This window comes from Magnetococcus marinus MC-1 (assembly GCF_000014865.1).
Classification (GTDB): Bacteria; Pseudomonadota; Magnetococcia; order Magnetococcales; family Magnetococcaceae; genus Magnetococcus; species Magnetococcus marinus.
This window is the reverse complement of sequence record NC_008576.1, coordinates 3,441,727-3,461,804: the sequence shown is the minus strand read 5'-3', so window position 1 is coordinate 3,461,804 and position 20,078 is coordinate 3,441,727. Positions and strand designations below refer to the sequence as shown.

The 20,078-nt window shown below is 57.3% G+C and carries 17 protein-coding genes and 2 pseudogenes; 14 read left to right on the top strand and 5 right to left on the bottom strand.

The window, feature by feature from the left end; all coding sequences use genetic code 11:
- The first annotated feature begins 2 nt into the window (after positions 1-2).
- On the top strand, positions 3-743 hold the full coding sequence (locus tag MMC1_RS20340; RefSeq protein ID WP_011714317.1) for a phage tail tube protein: 741 nt from the start codon (positions 3-5) through the stop codon (positions 741-743).
- 5 nt (positions 744-748) lie between these two features.
- The gene (locus MMC1_RS13985; RefSeq protein WP_011714316.1) at positions 749-1,141 is read left to right on the top strand and encodes a hypothetical protein; all 393 of its coding nucleotides are present in this window, start codon (positions 749-751) and stop codon (positions 1,139-1,141) included.
- A 68-nt stretch (positions 1,142-1,209) separates the two neighbouring features.
- On the opposite strand, the gene MMC1_RS13980 is transcribed toward MMC1_RS13985, so the two are convergent.
- On the bottom strand, positions 1,210-1,524 hold the full coding sequence (locus MMC1_RS13980; RefSeq protein ID WP_011713001.1) for a helix-turn-helix domain-containing protein: 315 nt from the start codon (positions 1,522-1,524) through the stop codon (positions 1,210-1,212).
- Complete coding sequence (locus MMC1_RS13975) at positions 1,517-1,843, bottom strand: type II toxin-antitoxin system RelE/ParE family toxin (RefSeq protein ID WP_011714315.1); 327 nt, start codon at positions 1,841-1,843, stop codon at positions 1,517-1,519. The genes MMC1_RS13980 and MMC1_RS13975 overlap by 8 nt, the downstream gene beginning before the upstream one ends.
- Before the next feature lie 46 nt (positions 1,844-1,889).
- On the opposite strand from MMC1_RS13975, the gene MMC1_RS13970 reads away from it, so the two are divergent.
- From MMC1_RS13970 to MMC1_RS13925, 10 genes are all read left to right on the top strand, one after another.
- Positions 1,890-5,441, top strand: a complete 3,552-nt coding sequence (locus MMC1_RS13970) for a phage tail tape measure protein (protein ID WP_011714314.1) — start codon at positions 1,890-1,892, stop codon at positions 5,439-5,441.
- Between the two features lie 7 nt (positions 5,442-5,448).
- Positions 5,449-5,814: a hypothetical protein gene (locus tag MMC1_RS20335; RefSeq protein WP_011714313.1), complete on the top strand. Its 366-nt coding sequence runs from the start codon at positions 5,449-5,451 to the stop codon at positions 5,812-5,814.
- 2 nt (positions 5,815-5,816) lie between these two features.
- Complete coding sequence (locus MMC1_RS13960) at positions 5,817-6,851, top strand: hypothetical protein (RefSeq protein ID WP_011713664.1); 1,035 nt, start codon at positions 5,817-5,819, stop codon at positions 6,849-6,851.
- A complete protein-coding gene (locus tag MMC1_RS13955) occupies positions 6,851-7,825 on the top strand; it encodes a hypothetical protein (protein WP_011713006.1) in 975 nt (324 codons plus the stop codon). Before MMC1_RS13960 ends, MMC1_RS13955 begins: the two co-directional genes overlap by 1 nt.
- A complete protein-coding gene (locus MMC1_RS13950) occupies positions 7,800-8,321 on the top strand; it encodes a hypothetical protein (protein WP_011713007.1) in 522 nt (173 codons plus the stop codon). The genes MMC1_RS13955 and MMC1_RS13950 overlap by 26 nt, the downstream gene beginning before the upstream one ends.
- 11 nt (positions 8,322-8,332) lie before the next feature.
- Positions 8,333-8,719, top strand: coding sequence for a hypothetical protein (locus MMC1_RS13945; RefSeq protein ID WP_011713008.1), 387 nt, complete (start codon positions 8,333-8,335; stop codon positions 8,717-8,719).
- A gap of 3 nt (positions 8,720-8,722) precedes the next feature.
- A complete protein-coding gene (locus tag MMC1_RS13940; RefSeq protein WP_011714312.1) occupies positions 8,723-9,859 on the top strand; it encodes a hypothetical protein in 1,137 nt (378 codons plus the stop codon).
- On the top strand, positions 9,856-11,232 hold the full coding sequence (locus MMC1_RS13935; RefSeq protein WP_011714311.1) for a hypothetical protein: 1,377 nt from the start codon (positions 9,856-9,858) through the stop codon (positions 11,230-11,232). The genes MMC1_RS13940 and MMC1_RS13935 overlap by 4 nt, the downstream gene beginning before the upstream one ends.
- On the top strand, positions 11,213-11,434 hold the full coding sequence (locus MMC1_RS13930) for a hypothetical protein (protein ID WP_011714310.1): 222 nt from the start codon (positions 11,213-11,215) through the stop codon (positions 11,432-11,434). The genes MMC1_RS13935 and MMC1_RS13930 overlap by 20 nt, the downstream gene beginning before the upstream one ends.
- Before the next feature lie 161 nt (positions 11,435-11,595).
- Positions 11,596-13,059: an IS4-like element ISMasp2 family transposase gene (locus MMC1_RS13925; protein ID WP_011711719.1), complete on the top strand. Its 1,464-nt coding sequence runs from the start codon at positions 11,596-11,598 to the stop codon at positions 13,057-13,059.
- 93 nt (positions 13,060-13,152) lie between these two features.
- On the opposite strand, the gene tnpA is transcribed toward MMC1_RS13925, so the two are convergent.
- Positions 13,153-13,449 (bottom strand): IS200/IS605 family transposase, encoded by a 297-nt coding sequence (gene tnpA / locus MMC1_RS13920; protein ID WP_041641258.1) that lies wholly within the window; start codon positions 13,447-13,449, stop codon positions 13,153-13,155.
- Here tnpA and MMC1_RS13915 point away from each other — a divergent pair.
- Positions 13,448-13,831 (top strand): annotated as a pseudogene (locus tag MMC1_RS13915) (IS3 family transposase); the annotation flags it as partial. The gene tnpA and the pseudogene MMC1_RS13915 sit on opposite strands and share 2 nt — an antisense overlap.
- A gap of 29 nt (positions 13,832-13,860) precedes the next feature.
- Positions 13,861-14,235, top strand: a pseudogene (locus MMC1_RS13910) (ATP-binding protein); the annotation flags it as partial.
- A gap of 86 nt (positions 14,236-14,321) precedes the next feature.
- Here the strand turns inward: MMC1_RS13910 and MMC1_RS13905 are convergent.
- Both MMC1_RS13905 and MMC1_RS13900 read right to left on the bottom strand, forming a co-directional pair.
- A complete protein-coding gene (locus tag MMC1_RS13905) occupies positions 14,322-17,168 on the bottom strand; it encodes an ATP-binding protein (protein ID WP_011714306.1) in 2,847 nt (948 codons plus the stop codon).
- 10 nt (positions 17,169-17,178) lie between these two features.
- Positions 17,179-20,076, bottom strand: coding sequence for a DUF1156 domain-containing protein (locus tag MMC1_RS13900; RefSeq protein ID WP_011714305.1), 2,898 nt, complete (start codon positions 20,074-20,076; stop codon positions 17,179-17,181).
- Positions 20,077-20,078: the final 2 nt, after the last annotated feature.

Sequence of the window (20,078 nt, the reverse complement as noted above, 5' to 3'; positions counted from 1 at the left end):
CTGTGGGCAAAAAAACACATACCCTCATCGGCGGTGGGGAATGCTTCATCGGCCCCTTTGGTGGCGGCGCAGGCATGCGCTTTCTGGGCGAGGCTTCCAAAGTGGAGCTGTCTTTTTCGGAGGAGAAAAAAACCCTGAAAAACTACTCCACTCCCGGTGGAGGCACCGCCGACACCGTCTCCCTCATCACCGATGTGCAGCTTGTAATCACCGCCCACGGCTTTGATACCGAATCCCTGGCCATGGCTACCTTTGGTGAGTCGGGATCCATTGCGGGAGGCACCGTCACCGATGAATCCCATGTAGCCTATCGGGGTGGGTATCTGCGTGCCCAGGAAGGGGTGGATCTCTCAGCCGTTTCCCTCACCAATGGCGGCACCCCCCTGGTGGAAGGTACTGACTATGAGGTCAAAGGGGGTGGCGTACGCATTCTGGAGGGGGCCACCAATGTGGTGGATGGGGACACGGTCCTTATGACCTATACCCACGCCTCCTCGGCCAGCGTTGAGGCGATCCTCAATGCCGGTAAGGAGTACATCATGGCGTTCGATGGTTTTAACCAGGCCTTTGATGGCAAACCGGTGGTGCTGGATGTCTATCGAGTGAAGAACACCCCATCCTCCCTGGGACTGGTCACCGACGACTTTGGCAGCATCGAATTTACCTTCGACGTATTGAAAGACGACGGCAAAACTGGCGCGGGCGTCTCCCAGTTCTTCAAACTGATGCAGATTGAGGGGTAAGGAACATGGGACGTCTGATTGTCAAAAGAGCGGGAGAGCTCACCTACCACGTGCGCAAGTTCACCGTGGGTGAGATTTATGAGTTCTTCAACAAAGCAGTTAACGCACAGACCGCAGAGCCAGACTGGGTGGGGAACGTGCTATTTGAAGAGGTCACCATCCAAGATATCCTCACCTTCAGCGATCTGACCTCAGAGCAGATCCATGCGATGGAACCGGAGGTGTTGGAGACCATCATCACGGCCATCAAGGAGGAGAACCCCCATTTTTTCGCCGCCTGCCAGCGTTTGGAGGAGGCCGGGAAACGGCTCAATCAGGTGCTGAGGACATCCAACGAAGGGTCGGACAGTTCAAGCGGGCCATCTTTACCCTCATCAAGCTCGGACACCCCGGTGTAATGGATTACACCTGGGAGATGTTCCTGGATGCACTCTCCTTCGAAAACAGCCTTAACGAGAAGCCGTAATTACTGAGGAACCAGCTTGATCTCCAATTTACAGCCAACCGCTTTGGCATATTTACGCAGAGTGGCAATAGATGGAGAGTGTTTATGATCGCCCAGGGAAGATTCCAGACGGGATACGGCACTTTTGGTGGTGCCCATTCGTTTGGCAATCTCTTCCTGGGTAAGTCCTGCTTCCTTGCGGGCCGACAGGAAGGTTCGTAAAGCCTGGAACTCATCTTCCAAAGCATCATAGGCCTCACTAAAGCCCGGCTTCAGTCGGGCGTGGGTTAACTCGTCCTTAATATTGAGGGGAAGAGGGTTGTAGCCATCAGCCATTTTTTACCTCCTTGAGACGTTTCTGCGCAGTACGCAGCTCTTTCGCAGGGGTCTCTTGGGTTTTCTTGATAAACGAGTGAAGAATCACAATGTTCTGCCCTTTGACCGTGCAGTAAAACGCTCGACCAATGCCCTCTGACCCTTTGCAGCGCAATTCAAACAATCCTTTTCCCATGGCACGGGAATGGGGCATGCGCAGGTCCATGCCGAACTCCTCCAGCAGTTGGACCAAGCGAAGAAAATCAGCGTGAATACCAACAGGCCAGGAGCGGATCTCCTGCTGCACGTTCACATTGTAAAAAGTGATCGACCATTTCATCCCTAAGAGTTAGCATATTTGATAACTTTAACCAACAGGAATCCTGATGGCCAGAACCACGGCGGCGTTGGAGTTTGTCTTACGCGCCAATGATGATGAACTGCGCTCTGCGGTCTCACGTATGCAGAGCGACTTCCGTCAGGGCGTGCAGTCCATGGCCACGGATGCTCAGATTCAGGCGCAGCGGATCAATAAGGCTCTGGCTGACATCGATGCTTTTCGTAATCTGAAACGGCAGATCCAGGAGAGCGAAGATCAATGGCAGGCGGCCACCCGTGAGGTGGCCCATCTCGCGGTGCAGATGCGGGAGACCGAAACCCCCACCCGTGCCATGACCCGCGCTTTTGAGCAGGCCAAGCGTAATGCCCGTGCTCTTAAGGATCAAGTGGATGCCCAGCGGGAGTCCCTGCATGGTCTGCGGGGTGATCTGCGTCAGGCTGGGGTGGATACCGTCCGTCTTAGTGAAAGCCAGGAACGACTTCAACGGGACCTGCGCACTGCCACCCGTGAGGTTCAAGCGCAGAGCCGCGTGAACCGCGCCTTTGCCACCATCGGCGTCCGATCCATGCGGGAGGTAGAGGACGAAGTCCAGAGGCTAGAGAATGCCTATCGGGAACTGGCCCGATCTGGGCGTGTATCTGCGGCAGATCTGAATCGAGCTCATCAGCAGATGCAGAGCCGTGTCCGCACCCTGCGCGGTGAGATGCAGGGGTTGAATGGTGCCATGACCGGAATGGTGGGTACCGTGCGCAATCTGGCAGCAGCGTATGCCGGGTTTGAATCCATTCGTGCGGCATCCAACTTTATCAAAGACTCCATCCTTACCTATGCCGCCTTTGACGACACCATGAGGCAGGTGGCGGCTACATCTGGCGCGACATCAGAAGAGCTGACCCAACTGACCGAGTTGGCCAAGGAGATGGGAGCCTCTACCCGATTCAGCGCCACTCAGGCAGCGGGTGGTCTCAAAGCCATGTCCCTGGCGGGGCTCTCGGCATCCCAACAGCTGCAAGCCCTACCAAAAGTTCTGGAGTTGGCTGCAGCCGGTTCGGTGGATCTGGAAACCGCAGCAGGCATCGCCACCGCCTCTATGGCCCAGTTTGGGTTGCAGGCCCGTGATCTGGGCAATGTAAACGACATCCTGGTCACCGCCTTCACCAACTCCGCCACCAACATTCAGGATCTAGGTCTTGCTCTACAGTACGCAGGACCTGTGGCGAAGGCCGCTGGAAACAGCTTTGAAGAGACCGCCACCGTGCTGGCCTTGCTGGCCAAGAACGGCTTCTCTGGGGAAAAGGCGGGTACCGCGCTGCGTAGCGCCTATGCCCGTCTGCTGGCCCCGGTGGATAAAGCCCAAGAGGCCATCAACCGTATGGGCCTTCAGACCCGTGATGCCACTGGCCAACTGCTGCCCATGACGCAAGTGCTGCGCAACCTGAGGGCAAGCGGGGCCGATGCCGCCGACATGATCCAGATCTTTGGGGTGGAAGCTGCGCCTGCGTTAACCGCTGCCGTAGGCATGTCCTCCCAGGCCTTTGAGGCGTTGGTATCCAAGTTTGAACAGGTGGGCGGTGTCGCCGGGCGTGTGGCCACAGAGATGGAAGCGGGCATGGGCGGATCCATCCGTTCCCTGGAGTCCGCCTGGGAGGGGGTGAAGATTGCGGTTGGTGAGGCCATCGACAAGCACAGCAGCCTTAATTTTCAAGAGCTCACCGCCGCCATCAATGAAAACAAGGATGCCATCGTCGAGTTGGCTCTGGCTGGTGTGGATCTGGCTGCCATGTTGGGCCGTGTGGCTCTGATGGTGGGTGAGTTCATCCTGGCGTGGAAAGAGGTCATCGGCGTGCTGGGTGGGGCGTATCTGGCCATCAAAACCCTGCGTGTGGCCATGGCAGCACTCACAGCACTTCAGACCGCTCAGTGGTTTCTAACCGTTACCCGTGCTGCCTCTGGCTTGGTAGCCGTGGTAGGCGCTCAGGGATTGGTTGGCGCATTGGCGCTGGTCCGCACCCGTCTGCTTTCTCTTATCTCAATCAATCTGGCCGGGTTCTTTATCCGGGGTGCTGCCGCTGTTGGAAGCCTGCTCGCCGTGCTCACAGGCCCTGTTGGGCTTATAGCTGGGGCGACGGCGGCTGTGGGCGCACTAGGCTACATGGCTTACTCCTGGTTGAAAACCAAGGATGCCCAGGATGAGGCGGCGGAATCCGGCAAGGCAGCGGTTGAGACCCAAGAGCAGTTGGCTGCCCGCCTGAAGCAGACCGGGCAGCAACTGGGGATCAACATTCCCGACCTGGAGACCTTCAACCGTCTACAGCGGGAAGGCACCATCATTGCCGACAAAAGCACCGGGGGTTGGCGACTGGCCGCAAAGGCCGCTTCCGATGCCATTCAGACTCAACGTCGCGCGGCCCAAGAAGCCGCCAACCAGCTTTCAAATCTTACCCGCCAGCGGACATCTGCCCAGCGCAAACTGGCGGATCTTGAACGACAACTGGCCGAAGAGCAGAAGCGCCAGGCCCGTGAGGTACTCACCGAGAAGATCCGTACTGCTGAACAGTCCGTTCAGGCCACGGAACGCGCCCTGCAACAGAGCCTGACTGCCGAGAAACGACTGGCCGATCAGATCCAGGGCATCGAAGAGAAAAAGCGCAACGCTCGTATCTCCACCGAGGACAAAGTGCGCTCGCTGCTCGAACGCAACATGTCCGACCGGGAGAAAGAGACTTCCCGCGCTGCAGCCGCTTCCCAAAAACTGGCTGAGGCTCAGAGGCTTCTTTCCCAAACTACGCTTTCCGAGCGGGATATCAAATGGGCCGAATCCCTGGCCCTAGGGGCCCAGGATGCTTTTTCCAGTCTGAATAATACCTCCACCGCCATCCGGGGTGTGCAGGATGCCGGGGATGTGCTGGATAAGCTCTATCAGCGCCAGGAGGAGAGTGCACGAAAAGCACTCTCTACTCAGAAGGATCAGACTGCCTCCCTCACCGAGCAGTTGGAAACAGCACGTGGCCAGGTGGATCTGCTCAAACAGGCTATGGAAGCCCTTCCTGACCGGGTCACCAAATCAGTTGAGTTGCAAGCCCAGGTTGAGCAGGCCCGCTCCGCACTCTCTACCATCGAAAAGCAGATGGCGGCGTTAAAAGACAAGACCATCACCGTAACCGTGCAAACGGTAGAGGCCAGACAGGCAGGTGGTATGATCGGTCTGAACCGGGGTGGTCGTCTCCCCGGCTATGGGGGTGGGGATCGCATCCATGCCCTGTTGGAAGCCGGTGAAATTGTCATCCGCAAAGAGCGTTCACGCATCTTCAAGGATCTGCTGTTGACCATCAACTCCGCCCCCATGGATACGGTCCGGCGCATCCTGCCCAACCTTCCCAGGTTTCAAACCGGGGGGATGGTGGGATTGCCGAAGATTCCAGCACTTCCGCAACTCTCTTTTGCTGGAGCCGGTGGAAATCAACAGCCCCCAGTAGAGGGGATCGTTCAGCTTGATCTGACCATGAACGGCAGACCAGCCGCCTCCATCACCAGCCCCCGGCAACAGGTGCGGCAACTGGTAGATGCCCTCAAGGAACTGCAGCGCGGTACCTTCTGATATCCCGATGAAACAACTTGGTGATTTAACACTACCTGAGTCGATTCAGTGGACCGACCGGCGGGCATGGTCTTCTGTGGCCATGGAGACAGCCCGCACCCTGGGCGGCACCCCTGTGCTCTGGTCCCAACCCCTGATCAAAGGCAGACCCATCACCCTGGAGGCCGCAGATGGGGTGACCTGGCTGGATCAAGCCACCGTGATGGCCATTGAGGCCATGGCCGCCCAATCCGGAGCGGTTTTCCCGCTTATCTGGGGAGCAGAGAGCTATCAGGTCATGTTTCGCCATCACGAACCACCGGCTATCCAGTTTCAACCCCTCTGGCCGCACCATGATCTCTACACAGGTACCATCAAGTTAATGGAGATTTGAAATTGCCCATCCAAACATCAGAACTACGCTTCTACAAATCCACCACCGTCAGCGATACCACCAGCAATGGGGGCCGCATCTCCGCTAATGAGATCGCCGATGGGGTGAAGAACAACGTCTGGCCCGACGTGCCACAAGGGGAACGACTGGCCGGATCCACCAAATACCGCAAGGTGTTCTTCAAAGTCGCCAATGATGCGGATATCAAGCTGATTGACCCGCGTATCTATGTGGAGACCGCAACCCCAGGGGATGACCGCATTCTGATCTTTCCTGGTACCCAAACCGATACCCAGGGGATGCTCACCGGATCAGAGCGGCTCTATGGGGCAGGAACGCTGGATGCCAACGCCTCCATCGGGGCCACCAGCATCGATGTCAACACCGAGTCGGCCACCGATGCCATCTTCCAGAACGGGGACTTGATCCGCATCTCCGATCAGGACCATGTGGATGATGCCTCCGGTAACGTCGAGTTTATCCGTCTGGCCAGCAGTGGTGGGGTGACCTGGAATGGGGATAAAGCCACGCTGACCTTTGAGGCCGGACAGAGCTTGCAGAGCGCCTATGCCTCCAGCAATACCCGCGTTGCTTCAGTCATTGAGCCCGAGGATATCGAGGCAACCTGGGGTAGCTGGACCGGATCCACCGTTGCGGGTACATACGACGGATCCGGTCCAACGATAGCGCCCACCAATATTATACCGATTCTCGATTCAATCGGCAGCATTGAACAGACCTGGACCCTGACCTTCAGCGATGCCAACAGCTTTAGCTGCGTGGGGGATATGCTGGGTAGTGTGGGCAGCGGCTCCCTCTCTGGGGGTGATTTTGCCCCCAATAACCCTGATTTCAGCCGTCCCTATTTCACCCTGCCTGTGGCGGGATGGGGCGGGGCTTGGTCCAGTGGGGAAACCATCACCTTCAAAACCCATCCCGCAGCCGTGCCCATCTGGTGGAAACGTATTGTTCCCGCTGGGGCCAATAGTCTCTCAGCGGACAAGGTCGTCGTCGCCATTACAGGTGAGAGTGCTTGATGAGCGAGATTTCAACCAGCCTGACCATCCACTTTTCAGCGCCTGAACTGGATGAGCCCTTTGAACTGGTGGTCAACGATGATGACCAAGGGGGCTCTGCGCCGGTGCAGGTGGCTTTCAGCCGCCTAACCTCAGGCGTCTGTGGCTGGGGGCGCATCTGCTATAGCATGAGTCAGATCACGCCCCTTGAGGTGATAGAGCCCGGCAAAAAGCGCGTAAAGCTCTACTGCTCCAAGCGCGTGGCGGCATCCGCCCGGCTCATCATCAGCGGGGGTGAGGCGCGCCTGATCGGACGTCGTTCTGAAACGGTGGTGGAAACCATCACCTGGTCCAAAGAGCATACCAAGCAGCTGCGCTGGCTCTATGACCACCCGGTGTTGGAGATCATCGAGCAGACCTTCTTTCGCAACAAGCAGGGGGATCTGGTCACACCACCCCGTTATGACCGTCAAAGAGGGGAGTTCCATGCCTCCCAAGAGGTGATCGGGGCCCTGGTGGTGCGCTACACCGTAGGCTTCTCCCTCTACGAAATCACCTATGGCAATGGAGAGGAGAGCGTTTCAGCCGCTCAGTTCGTGGAGATGCAGAATGCCTGGCAATCCGGCAACGTGGAATCAGCAGAGGTCCCCCCTGTACGCATCATAGCCCTGTCCGACTGGCATGCCACCCAAGCCTCCTTCCCGCGCAAGTTTTGGCCCTCGGGAGCCCCCAGCGTCAGCCTGCGCCAAGCTTCCCCCTCAGGTAGTAGCGATGAGGACGCCCCCGCAGAGGAAGAGGAGCCCACCAGCGAGGGGTTCTATCAGGAGGTTCCAGGGACCCGTCAAACGGTGCTGGAGAAGATCTATCACCCGGATGATCCCGAGCAGTTTATTGAGGTGAAAAAGACCCTCTATCTGGAAGCGCGGGATACGGTGACCGGCAAGGCCCTCAAAATCAGGTTTCTCAATCATGCCTCTTCAACCAATTCCCCTTGATCTGGGCTTTCTGGATGAGCTGTCGGCCTTCCGATGGGTCAGCGCCAATATCTGCATCACCATCATTGATGAATCCTCCCTCTATGCAAGAATGCAGACTCAAACATTCAACGAAGATCTGGTCCTGTTGAGACATGCGCTATCAACCTCCAACGCCCAGGTGGGGTGTATGGAGTTAAAGTTCATGCCCTCATCCCTATTGATCCCTGTTGGGGCCGAATTTCCCCCCGAGGTGCATCGGCTGATCCGCGAAAGGCCAACGCTGGAGGATTGGGAGGCGTTGCTACAGAGCATGACACCCACGCCTAAGCGGGTGGTGATCTCCTGTGATGCCTCAGGTTCCACCAATGGATTTGGCGATGTCCGGATCCGGGATGGCCTGTCGGCTTGGATTGCCCAGCTGGAAAACAGGGGGGTGACGGTGATTACCCGTGAATACCGTGGTGAGCGGTGGTTGCTCCAGCTCATCGAAGATATGTCAGTCTTGACCGCATAAAGGAGAATCTCATGGCCCTGCGTTTTAACGATACCCTGCGCAACTCCCTGATGAACAATCTGAGAAGCTACATCGATGGGATCTGCTTTGTTTATCCGGGAACCCGCCCGCCCAATCCTGACTTTCCCACATCAGAGCTACCCCTGGTGCGTTTTACGCTGCAGTATAACAGCGCCGCCAACGGCGCGATCACTCTGAGTAACTCTCCGGTAGCCAGTGAGGTGGAAGCGACGGGCACCGCTACCTGGTTTCGGTTGGAGGATGGCAACTATAAAATCGATGGGAATGTATCCACCGAAGAGGGGGGTGGGGATGCCATCCTGGATAATGTCACACTTACCTCCGGAGAGATGGTAACCCTCAAGCAGATGGATTTCTCCATTCCCAACCCAGCTTGATCCATGCCCCTCTCTGCTGCTATCCAGTGCCCGTGGTCCATCCTTCAAGAAAGCGTACTTGGTGCGCCCTACAGCTTGACCTTGGGCCGATCCCTCTCAACATCCTGGTCCATCCAGGTTTCTTGTGGGGTAGGGGGGTGGGCACCGTTACTGCTGTCCCGGCAGCTTGAAGCCACCTTCGAGTATCTACCCCCATCGTTTGCGCTCAACACCCAACTGCCCATTGCCCTGACAGCGGATCTCAACCGGGCCAGGCGTTTTACGTTTGAGCATGAGCTTAAGCTCGCCTTGAACAGCCGCCTCAGCGCCAGGGTACAGGATGCCCGTGCAAGTTTCACACTCCCCATAGAGAGCACCACACGTCTTCAGGCGGATGCTTATGGCATGCGCTGTTCGGCGGCGTTGGGATTCTCCCTCGCTTCTCGTGCTGAACACGGTAGCCGGGAAATCTCCATCACCGGCGAGATCCCCCTATCTCTCAGCGGCACCATCACGGCAGCGCGACATACAGTCCGGGCCTCTGGCGTCATCACCGTTGAATCCCCTGCTATCCTCTTTACCGCCCAAAGTAGCACTCTGCAAGCCACACCGGCACTGCCCATCCAGTTGCGGGGTCACATCTCCTTTGCCCCCAAATCCAGGCAGGTGATTACACCCTATGCCATACACTTTCCCGTTACGCGCCCTTTGGCCGCAGGGTATCGGTGTGGAGCGTTCATCGAACAACACCTGGAAGCTCCGTGGGGCATTCAGGTCACGGGCTCATGTCGCATGCCCTGGGCGCTGGGTGAATTTGTTTGGCCGCACTCTCTTACCGCTTCGTGGAAGATTCAGGTTGGGCGAGGAGTGGAGGCCCGTTACGGTGCTCCTGTCGACCGCGCGCTTTCTGCCCCCTATCAGGATGCTCTCCTCAAGACCTTACAAGCGGGCTATGCGCTCATGGGACCGGTGCAGCAAAGTTTGACTTGCCAATGGTCTGCTACCCAGCCGGTGCATGCATCTCTCACAACGGGCTATCAGCTTCAAGCGCGGGACTCAGCTCATAGGGCTATGACCGCATGGTGGGATCTACTGGTGGACCAGCCTCCCGTGCTCGCCTCTTCTGGCGTGCGCGCCATTCACTTTGGGTTGCCGCTATGAGCGTGATCTCTGCATCTCTGGCCATCGCTGAGGGTGACTACGCCTGGACCGGTACCATGGAGCTGGCGGACCCTGCCTCCTTCCAACGCATCCGTATCGACGATCCCGTGACCTTGGAGTTGGGTGGGGAAACCTTCCAGATGATGGTGGATAACAAGACCCTGTCACGGGACGGGGTGAGCCGCCCGCGCCTGACCGTCTCCCTCATCAGCCCCACGGCCCGCTTCGCCGCGCCTCGGGCCACGCCCATGGAACGGACGTGGGACGCCGCCATCCATGCCCTGGACGCCGCCGAGGAGGCGGTGGGCGAAGCCATTCAGTGGGATCTGGTGGATTGGATCATCCCCGCCGGACGACTCGCAGTCTACGACGCCGCGCCGTTGGACGTGGTCCGAACCATTGCCGAGGCCGCCGGCGGAGTGCTGGAAACCACGCCCGGAGGCGTGCTCCGGGTCCGTCACCGCTTTCCGGTGGCGGTGCCCCAGTGGGGCCGGATCACCCCGGACCACATCCTCACCGACGCCGCCGACAATCTATCCTGCCGGGAATCCCACCGCGCCCGCCATCGGGTGAACCTGGTGACCGTGCGGGGGTGGCTCCCCAGCGGCGGCCACCTGTCGGCGGAAGTGGACCGGCGCGAGGACGGCCTCAACCGGGGCCGGACCAGCTTTCATTCCGGAGGCACCGCCCATCTGCTGGTGAATCATGGTCCGGAGACCACCATCCAGGGCATCACCGCATCTGCCGGCACGCTCTTGTCCAACGCCGACCAGTCCTTCACCGTCACCGAGGACGTCACCCTCGACGGGACCAACACCGCCACGCTCTCCCAGCCGGCCCAGTCCATCCAATCGGTGATCTGGCTGGGCAACGACCTGGGCGCGCTCAACCTGGCCCCGGACGGCATGACGCTCCTGGCCAGCCGCTCCGGCGTCGCCGTCGCCCGGGTCACCTTCAGCGTACGCACCCGACCCTGGCGGCTCTCGGCCCCCACCCAGGTGGCCGGACTGGACTCCTTCCCGGTGCAGGTGCGCATCACCGGCATGTCCGGCGATTCAGTCGGAGACGGTGAAATCGTCTGCCAGCGCGGCGACGGGGAGTTTCCCGGCGAGGACATCTCCGATCCGCTCCTGGCCACCACTGAGGCCAAGCTCTCCCGTGGCCGGGCCGAGATCGACGCCGGCGAGGACCTCCAGGAGGTTTCCCTTACCTGCGTTCACCGGCCCGGGGTGAGCCCCGGCCAGATCATCGAGATCCACGACGCCCTTATGGGCCGCTCCTGGCGTGGCAAAGTCACCGGCGTCACTCATGAAGCCATCGGTTCCCGCATCACCACTTCCCTGGAGGTTCAGCGTGTCCCAACCCGTTCATGACCTGCAACGCCTCATCGCCAACCAACGGCCCGTCTCCGGGCGGGTGGTGGCCGTCACAAGCGGCATGGTTCGCGTGGCCACCGCGCAGGGGGTGATGGAGGTATCGGGGGACGGGCTGGCTGTGGGGGATCGGGTCGTGGTGCGAAACGGTGTGGCGGTCAAAATCCAAGGAACTGCTGCTCAAACGATGTATTTTGTTTGAAGTCAGGCAGATCAAGTCAATGTTACCACCTCAAGTTTCGCAGTTCGTTGACCGATCAATTGGACTGATATTTGCCAACCAAGTCAAGGGCAAAGCTGCCTCGTGTATGCTATAATTCTGGTGTCGAATCAGTCAGATAGCTCAGGGACGAGGCCAGCTTCATGAATCAGCATAACAGGGAACAGGCTACTGTGCCTACCCCCATGATTGACGAGATCAAAACCCAATCCTTTGGAGTATTCGGCGTAGATAACGCTATCGTCGATTTTCTCCAGGAAATTGGCTTCCAGGCGATATTCAATCGGCGCGGATGGAGCAAACGAACGGGGAAGGATCTTCCGACGCTGATCATGTTACTGATCCTGCATCCTCTGTTGAAGGTGCCATCCATTCACCTTTTTTGCCGCGACCACTTTCTGTCGGTCTTCGCGGTAGGCAAGGATACCTTCTACCGGTTGCTCCAACGCCAATTTCCATGGCGGAATGCGCATTGGGCGCTAATCAAAAAGTTACTACCCCAGTGGCGAACGCTGGATCTCGGCCCCGGCTACCTTGTTGCCGATACCACCGTCAAAGAGAAGCGTGGTGATCGTATTGAAGGTGTTTGCTGGCATCATGACCACAATACCGGCCGCTCAGTTGCAGGTTTTGAAGCAGCCCACTTGGTCTGGGTTAACAAGCAGGGAACCTTGCCACTGGATGCCGCTTTGCGTTTTTCAAAGCGGCCTCTGATCAGCAATCTGCTCCACATCCTCAGTTACCGGTTCGATTGTCGCTCACATCTTGGACGGCGTTACCGTGAGGCGGCCAAGATGTCTAAGCTTGATCAGACTGTCGACATGGTTGCCAGAGCCATTCAAGCTGGGATTCCGGCCCAGTATTTTCTCGCCGATGCTTGGTACTCATCGGTTAAGTTCGTCAAGAAAATCCTGGATCTGGGCGTGGTCCCCCTGATCCGATGGAAGCGCAACAACACCAAGTTCCTATTCCAGGGCGAGAGACTGACCAGTGCCGAACTTTACACCCGGTTTGCCAAGGGCAAGATCAGGAAAGCTAAGGGGTCCAAGCGCTTCAAAGGAACCTTCCTAGATGCAGAGCACCCCGAAATCGGCCTTATACGTCTGTTCTTCGTCCGGCTGATCGATCCGAAAACCGGCTCGAAGGAGTGGGCCGTCTTTCTGACCACAGACCGGTCAATGGGGCTGTCAAATATGATCGAGCACTACGCCAACCGCTGGGGAATCGAAGTTTTCTACAAGGAATCCAAACAGCACCTTGGTTTCCTTAATGAATCCGTCCGATCCTTCGAAGCAGTCATCGCCTGCCTACACCTAGCTGCCATGCGCCATGCTGTTCTCTCCAGCATGGTGGCGATCAAAGGCAGCCAGCGGGATCAACTCGCCCACAATCTGGCCGCTTTGACCTATGCCCGAAAGCTCTGGCATACCTTCCGCGCCATCTTCAATGATGCCCTTGGCCGAACATCCATTCTTGAAAATCACCAAAAAAACGAGGTAATTGAACTCTTTGAACAGGAGGTCGAGGCTTGGCTCAGCAAGGCATTGATGCTCGATCCCCTTGGTTCACAACGTCAAATTCTGGCCGAAACGAACTGCGAAACTTGAGTTACCACCAGCTGAAGCTGGTGGCTTGAGAGGCGCACTGGAAGTGCGAGTTCCGGCTAAAGCCGGCTTCAAGCCGGGCGCCTGGAAGTCGCCTCATTCCGACTCGAAGTCGGCCACCTTGAAATTGTCGTCCGCCTCCGTGTGGCCGTCGATGTACTCCTTGATCATATCGTCGGTCACGTTTCCCGTCGTGCATGCGAAATACCCACGCGCCCACATCCGCTGTCCCCAGTACTGCTTGCGCAAAACCTGAAACTCCCGCTGCATCTTGTACGAGGTCTTCCCTTTCACCCGCTGCACCAGTTTGCTCACAGGAATCTGCGGTGGGTGCGATACGAGAATGTGCACATGGTCGGGCGACACGACCCCAGACAGCACCTCGACGCCCATGGCCGATCACATGAAAGCTTCGCTGGTGACCGACGCCTTGAGGATGGCCTGCTTCAAGCGAAAGCCCGCGGCAGGCCTGCTGGTTCATAGCGACCGAGGCAGCCAATACGCCTCCAATCTGTTCAGAAAGCTGTTGCGGGAGAAGGGCTTCACTCAAAGCATGAGCCGATCTGGGGATTGCTGGGACAATGCGCCTGCCGAGAGCTTCTTCGGCACGCTCAAAACCGAATTGATCGCAGATCGCGTTTACGATTCGCGCCAAGAGGCCGTGCAAGCGATTTTTGAGTACATCGAGGTTTTCTACAACCGACAGAGGAAGCATTCATCAATCGGCTACATGACACCTGCTCAGTTTGACAAGCAGTGCAAGATTCCCGCTTAAAAACCGTCCACAATAGGGTTGCCCCATCAGCCTCTCACTGCGTACGTAAGGGCAAACGCTGCCGCTATTTCAGTGTGGTGGACTTGGTCAACCGGCTTGAAAGAGAACAGGCCGACGGTTTGGCGGGCCGCTTGGCCAATCAGCTGGTGAAGATGGATCTATTGGTGCTCGATGAGTTGGGCTATCTGCCCTTCTCCAAGAACGGCGGCGCACTGCTCTTTCACCTTATCAGCCGTCTTTACGAGCAGACTTCGCTGATCGTAACCACCAACCTGACATTTGGCGAGTGGTCCAAGGTCTTCGGCGACGCCAAGATGACCACGGCGTTGCTGGATCGCCTGACGCATCACTGCGATATCATTGAGACTGGAAACGAGAGCTGGCGAATGAAACAACGCGGATGATTTTCCGCGCCTATCGGGGGGTCAAAATTGAACGCCGATAGGGGGTCAATTTTCAATGCCGATTGACACTCCGTCCTCCAACACGATCAATCCTCAAATTCGGCTGATCCAAACCGAAGAACGTTGCAGTTTTCCTTCACCGCCCGCTGGACGGCATCATCGAATCCATCCCTGCCTTTGGCCTGGATCTCCACCGAGATTTCCACCTCCACACCCAGGCGGGAGGTGAACTGCTGGACCACCTCGTCAACGATGGTGGCAAAATCCATTTTGGCCTTCACCGGATCCAGTTTGACGGTACCATAGAACTGTTTCTTGGGGGTTGATGGCGATGGTGTGGGAGTTCCGGATGATCCGCCATTCTGGTCAGGACGACCTTGACCTCCCTTGGGATGAGTTGCTGCCCCCCCGGTGGACGTGCCATCAACTGGCTGCGGGGGCTCTGCTTGCCGTTTGGCTTCCTGCTCCTTGCGGACCAGTTCCTGGAATGCCGCAGCTGCTCCACGTTCGATCAAAAGCGCCGCTTCGTCCAAGGAGGTCAGGCCGGACTTGCCAAAGACGAATCCAAGATAGCGCTCACCATCCTTCCCCATGGCAAAGCCGAAGAAATCCTCCGACTCCACGCCCTGGGCCATGGCGTTCTTGAACACGTCGCTGTTGATCAGGCGCGGCAGGTAGAGGTAATGGCAGGTGTCCTGCCAGACCTTCAGGGCGGGGACTTCAGCAACGCCCTCCTTGAAGTACCATTGCCGCAAGGTATTGCTCAGGTGGATGGAAGACCACTCGGTGATGAGCCATTCCTCCTCGATGGCCTTCTCCTCGATGGCTTTGACCAAACTGGAAGCCGCAGGCGATATGGAAACCACCTCCCACTCCAGTTTGGGCTTGCCACGAACGAACTCTTCATGGGGGTTGATGATCCAGCGGTAGGCTTCCCGGAGCAGACGCTGGAGGGATTGCTCGGCTTCATCGCGCTGCTGCTTGGCCTGTCGTACCTGCAGGGTATCAAGCACCAACCGGTCGTTATCGATGTCCGTGACGATGGAATTCCAAGCCAACCAGCCTTTCGCCTGGTCCCAGGCCCGGGAGACGACGTCATGGTCGGCCGCCAAAAACAGCAGGCGGTTCTGTTTCTGCCTTGGTTGCTCCCCACGGTTACGGAGGATCTCTTCCGCCGCCATGAACGCCATGTTGGACTCGCCTTTATGGTAGGACGCGCCCATGGGGGGGAGGATGACCAGCCTGGGAGCCGATCCGTAATCGTCAGGGATATCCGCGCTCGGCGTAAAGACGTGGACACCCGCAAAGATACCCCCTCTGCCAATGACTTTCTCAAGCCGGGATCGGAGCACAGGGACCACATCATCCCTATCCGTGAACCGCTGTTTGCGGGATTCCATCTCGCGCCGCAAGTTGGGTGTCAGGCCAAACCAGAAGCGGGCGTTTTCGGTGTTGAGGTAGTTGAGCCGATCCAACAGTCTCTTGAGAACATCCTTGTAATGCCCCAAAGGCTGGTCAGGGCGACCGACACCCAACAGGATCCGCTCCTGTTCCACCCCCTTGGACATACGTCCAGCCCCACCCGGGGCAGTGGCCAGAAAGACGGTACGAGCCACACGCCGGGCCGCCTGGATCCGACCAAAACGGGCCTCTTCGCTTTCGATGTAGGCGGGCTTGGACTTCTCGCCGTCGATGTCCTGATCAATCACCGGATCCCACCCCTGAGGCAGGTAATCCAGGCATTTGTTGCGCACCATGGGGTCGAAGAGCGGCAAGGCTCCCGGCATCACCAACGGGTCGCTGTTGCCATCCTTCCAAAGGCGGTGAACTACCTGGGCGAGTAGTTGCAGAACGCCCCGGGTTCTCTGGAATCCCTGGAGTGTGGACCAATCTTCGTAAAGGCGGTCGAAAATCTCCGGGTGGATGGGATAGGCCTGCCGCATGCGCTCCAGGTACTGGGATTCCTGGGTCTCATTGGGGAGGTCTTCCTTGTTGGCCACGTAGAACTCGCCAAAGGCGCGGCAGGTGCTTTCCATGCCGGACTGGTTCTCGATGTGGTCAAACAGGCGGCGGCGGACGATGCTGAACGCCTCATCCTTGGAAACCGGCTTCCAGATCTTGTGCAAACGGCGGAAGTAGCTCTCCAGCTGCGCCAGAACGACCTGGCCCCGACCTTCTCCGGCATTGGTGGAGTCAGGAAGGGAGGCGAGCATCACCGCCTTGGGCACCGACTTGATGCCTTCGGTCAGGGCCTGGATGAAGGTCATGTTGGTTTCGAATGAACCGGCGGGATAGGTCTTCCCTTCCTGGAACTGCCGGTAGAAGGCCACCAGCTCGTCCATAAGGATGACGCAAGGAGCCGCCCGGGATAGCAGTTCGACCACGGTGTCCTTGTCTGGCGAGGTGCCGGACTCATCGGCGCTGCGCACCAGGGCATAGGCTGACTCTCCGCCCAACTGCAGGGCCAGTTCCCCCCAGATGGTTCGGCAGGAGATGCCGCCATGGGTCTTCGGTTCGGACACGCTCAGGTTGATGCCATCGATCACGGCCACTCGGGCAGGTTGTAGAGCTGTGACGCCGATCTTGTCCAGCAAGGGGGGGATGCCATGCAGGTCGCTGGCGGAACTCTTCCCCTGGGCTAGGTGATAGACCGCCAGCATGGTGTGGGTCTTGCCACCACCGAAGGCCGTTTGCAGTTGGATGACGGGGTCGCCTCCCTGGCCGGCCAAGCGGCGTACCACGCTGTCCAGCAGCAGCGCCATACCCTCGGTGATGAAGGTTCGGGAGAAGAACTGCGCCGGGTCCTGGTACTCTTTTGATGCCTTGCCCTGGTGGACCTGGGAGATATCCGCTGCGAACTCAGACTCCTGGAAGGTGCCTTTGAGGACATCCTGATGGGGAACGGCAATTTCACGCCAAGGGGTAATCGTCATGTTCCTCTCCTCAATCTCCCAGGTCCAGGGTGCATTGGGTTCCGAGATGGCCAACCTCGTGGGAAGCGGCGGCGATGCCGTGCCAAGAGGTGATCAACTCATTGTAGGCCCGGGCGTCATCAGCCCATTTCTTCCGCTCGCACAGGGTGTAGAGGTGGTAGGCCAGTTGGCGGATGGCCTCGGCGCGTTCGGGCATGCGGGCTAGAAGACCGCCGGAGACGGATTCACCATCCTTGTTCAAGGCGCGGATCAAATGATGGAGCGCCTCCCATACCGGGGTGCGGTTGTCCTTCTTGGGATCCCAATCGTCCGGGTACTCATCCCATTTGAACAGGCGCACTTTCCCGCCACCAGATTGGACAACACCGGCTTCCTGAACCCCATCGACACTGGTGCCTTTTGCACGGGAGAGTGTGTCCGCCTCGCCGAAGGGGCCAGCCTTCCAGCCATACTGGTCAAACCAGGTAGAGCAGAACAGAGTGTCGTTGTCGAAGCTGCCTGAGTCTGGTGTCAGGAAGTCAGTTATCTCTCGGTTGATAAGGATCAGGGCGTCATGCACGGACATGGGATTGCCGTCCTGGTTGAGTACAGCCGCGTATTTGGAGTACACAGCCATACCAGGGCCGATGGATGCCTGAGCCAGATCGACCGGAGCCACAGGAGAAGCCCCTTCCTTGCCTCCGATCATGGTTTCTAAGGCTTCCGGCAAGATTTCGCGCAACTCCCGTTGAAACTGACGGCGGGAGATAGATTCGGCACTATTATCTCTTTTGCGGCAAACTAAAATAATAGAGGAAGCTAAAGCGTTTGCTCCAATCCCAATTGAACGTGCACCTCGTTCTGTCCGCATCGGCCAAGTGCCAGTAATACCGAACCCAGCCTGAATCACTGCTTCCAAAAATGTTTCCCAACCAGTAGAAGTTGTACCTGTTTCCTTTGTTTCTGACTGTTTGAAAGCGTAGTAGATTGTGACTGGAAAACTTGGATGAGCCTGATTTGCGAAATTATTGATTGCGCAAATCATACCATTCATGAAAAAAGCTTCTGCTTCCTCTTTAGATCCATGACGGTAAGGCGTTGCCACTAACTCCTCTGCTTTTGGGACTGCCAATGTAGAGTATAAAGATGGAAATATTGATTTAAGTGCCCTGCGGGACCACACATAGAAAAAATCAGATAAATCTGCATAGCCAATATTGTCATAGTATGGCGGGTCTGTTGACACGACCCTATCGCTTAGATTAACCGTTCGGGCGTCAAATTGAATAGCATTCCCATCTACACTTCCACATAATGATGTCTTGATAACTTTTGAAACCGCAGGGACAATTTTCTCAAGCGACCCGCTTGAATTTGCGAAGGGGTTAGCCTCCCCAAAATCCCACGTCATTGGTATTGCTTGCCTTCGGAACGTACTTACAATAAGCTCATTTTTAGGAGATGAACTCCAAGTGCAAATTGTTGATAAACTTTCAGAAACTTTATCGACAATAAATCCCAAATATACTGCCACAGCATCTCCATAAGCCCCGGCTCCGAAACCTCCTTCATCTATTCCCATACCATCATCGGCCATTCCTGTAATTTTTGCATCATTGACGGCCTTCACGCGTGCCTCTTGCACTAGATTGGAAAACGTCGTCAGAGCAACTAACTGACGGGGGGTAAAGAGATCGCTATACACATCCAAACCATAATTAGAAACGTTGACTCGGCATTTACCATGTAGCTTGACATCTGGACTCCACTCAGGCTTTGCACTATTCGCAATTATCTCGAGTTCAGGTGTAGCGGACAGATAGATCCGACCACGGACACCTTCAGCAACAATAGCCATTAGCCTGGTGCCAATCCTTCCTGCAGAACCTTCATCACGGATATAATTGTAATCAATTGGCGCGTCAGAAAAAATGCAACGGAAACCTCCTCGTTTACCAGCCGAAGTCCCCCTAGCAGAATCTTTCGACGGAGTCCCTTTTTTTACTGAAAAATAATAGCTATTAGCATCTACAACAGGTTCAATATAGGCTTCCTTGCCTTTCTTGGTTGAGAGCAAAAAGCTTGAAACCAGCGGTACTGCAATATGAGAAAAGGCAGGGTTCGGACTTCTTACCGTCCGCGCCCACAACCAGGCAATGACGGTGAGTTTCTGTCCAACTATCCCCTTCAGGTCTGGCCGTTCCTTGGCCATCTCGGCGGTGATCTCCACCTGCGGGTAGAGGTGACCAATGCGTTTGAAGGCCTCCTCCCGCATCCAGTGGCCATAACGACGCACATCCTCGGCCAGTCCAGTGGCTCCAGGCCAGTCGCTCTCCATGCGGCCCTGCTTCTCGCCTTCTGGAATCGGCCCCACTGGTTTGCGCCCGGCAAATTTGGGCGGAATCTCGATCATCGCCTTATTGATGAGCACAGCCACCGGGTTGAGGTCGGAGGCGTGAGACTCCATTCCCAACCTCTGCGCCTCCAGGGGTATGGCCCCACCACCGGCAAATGGATCGTGGAAAGCGGGAAGCTTGTCCGGATCGAATCCTGACTTGCCCTTGTTCAGCTCACAGGTCTCCCGCCATGATTTCCGAATAGCGGCCCGCGCCTTATTCAGCACCTCCTCATTGTTGGTGTTTTCCCACAGCACCAGTTCACGAATGATCTTGAACAGCTCCTCCCGTTCGGCATCCGCCTGGGCCTTGGTCTTGCCGGCGTAATAGCCTCGTTCTCCACCCGGATCGTTGACCATCTGCGCGAACAGAACCGCCCTTGCCGCCGCCAACGGCCGCCGCGCCCACCACAGATGCAATGTGGAAGGATGCCCATGCCGGATGGACTTCTCCCGCGCTGCTGCCGCGTTGATGTCGTCCAATGGCAGGGCAACTTCGATCAGTTTCTTGGGGGCTTTGATGTTCTGGCTCATGG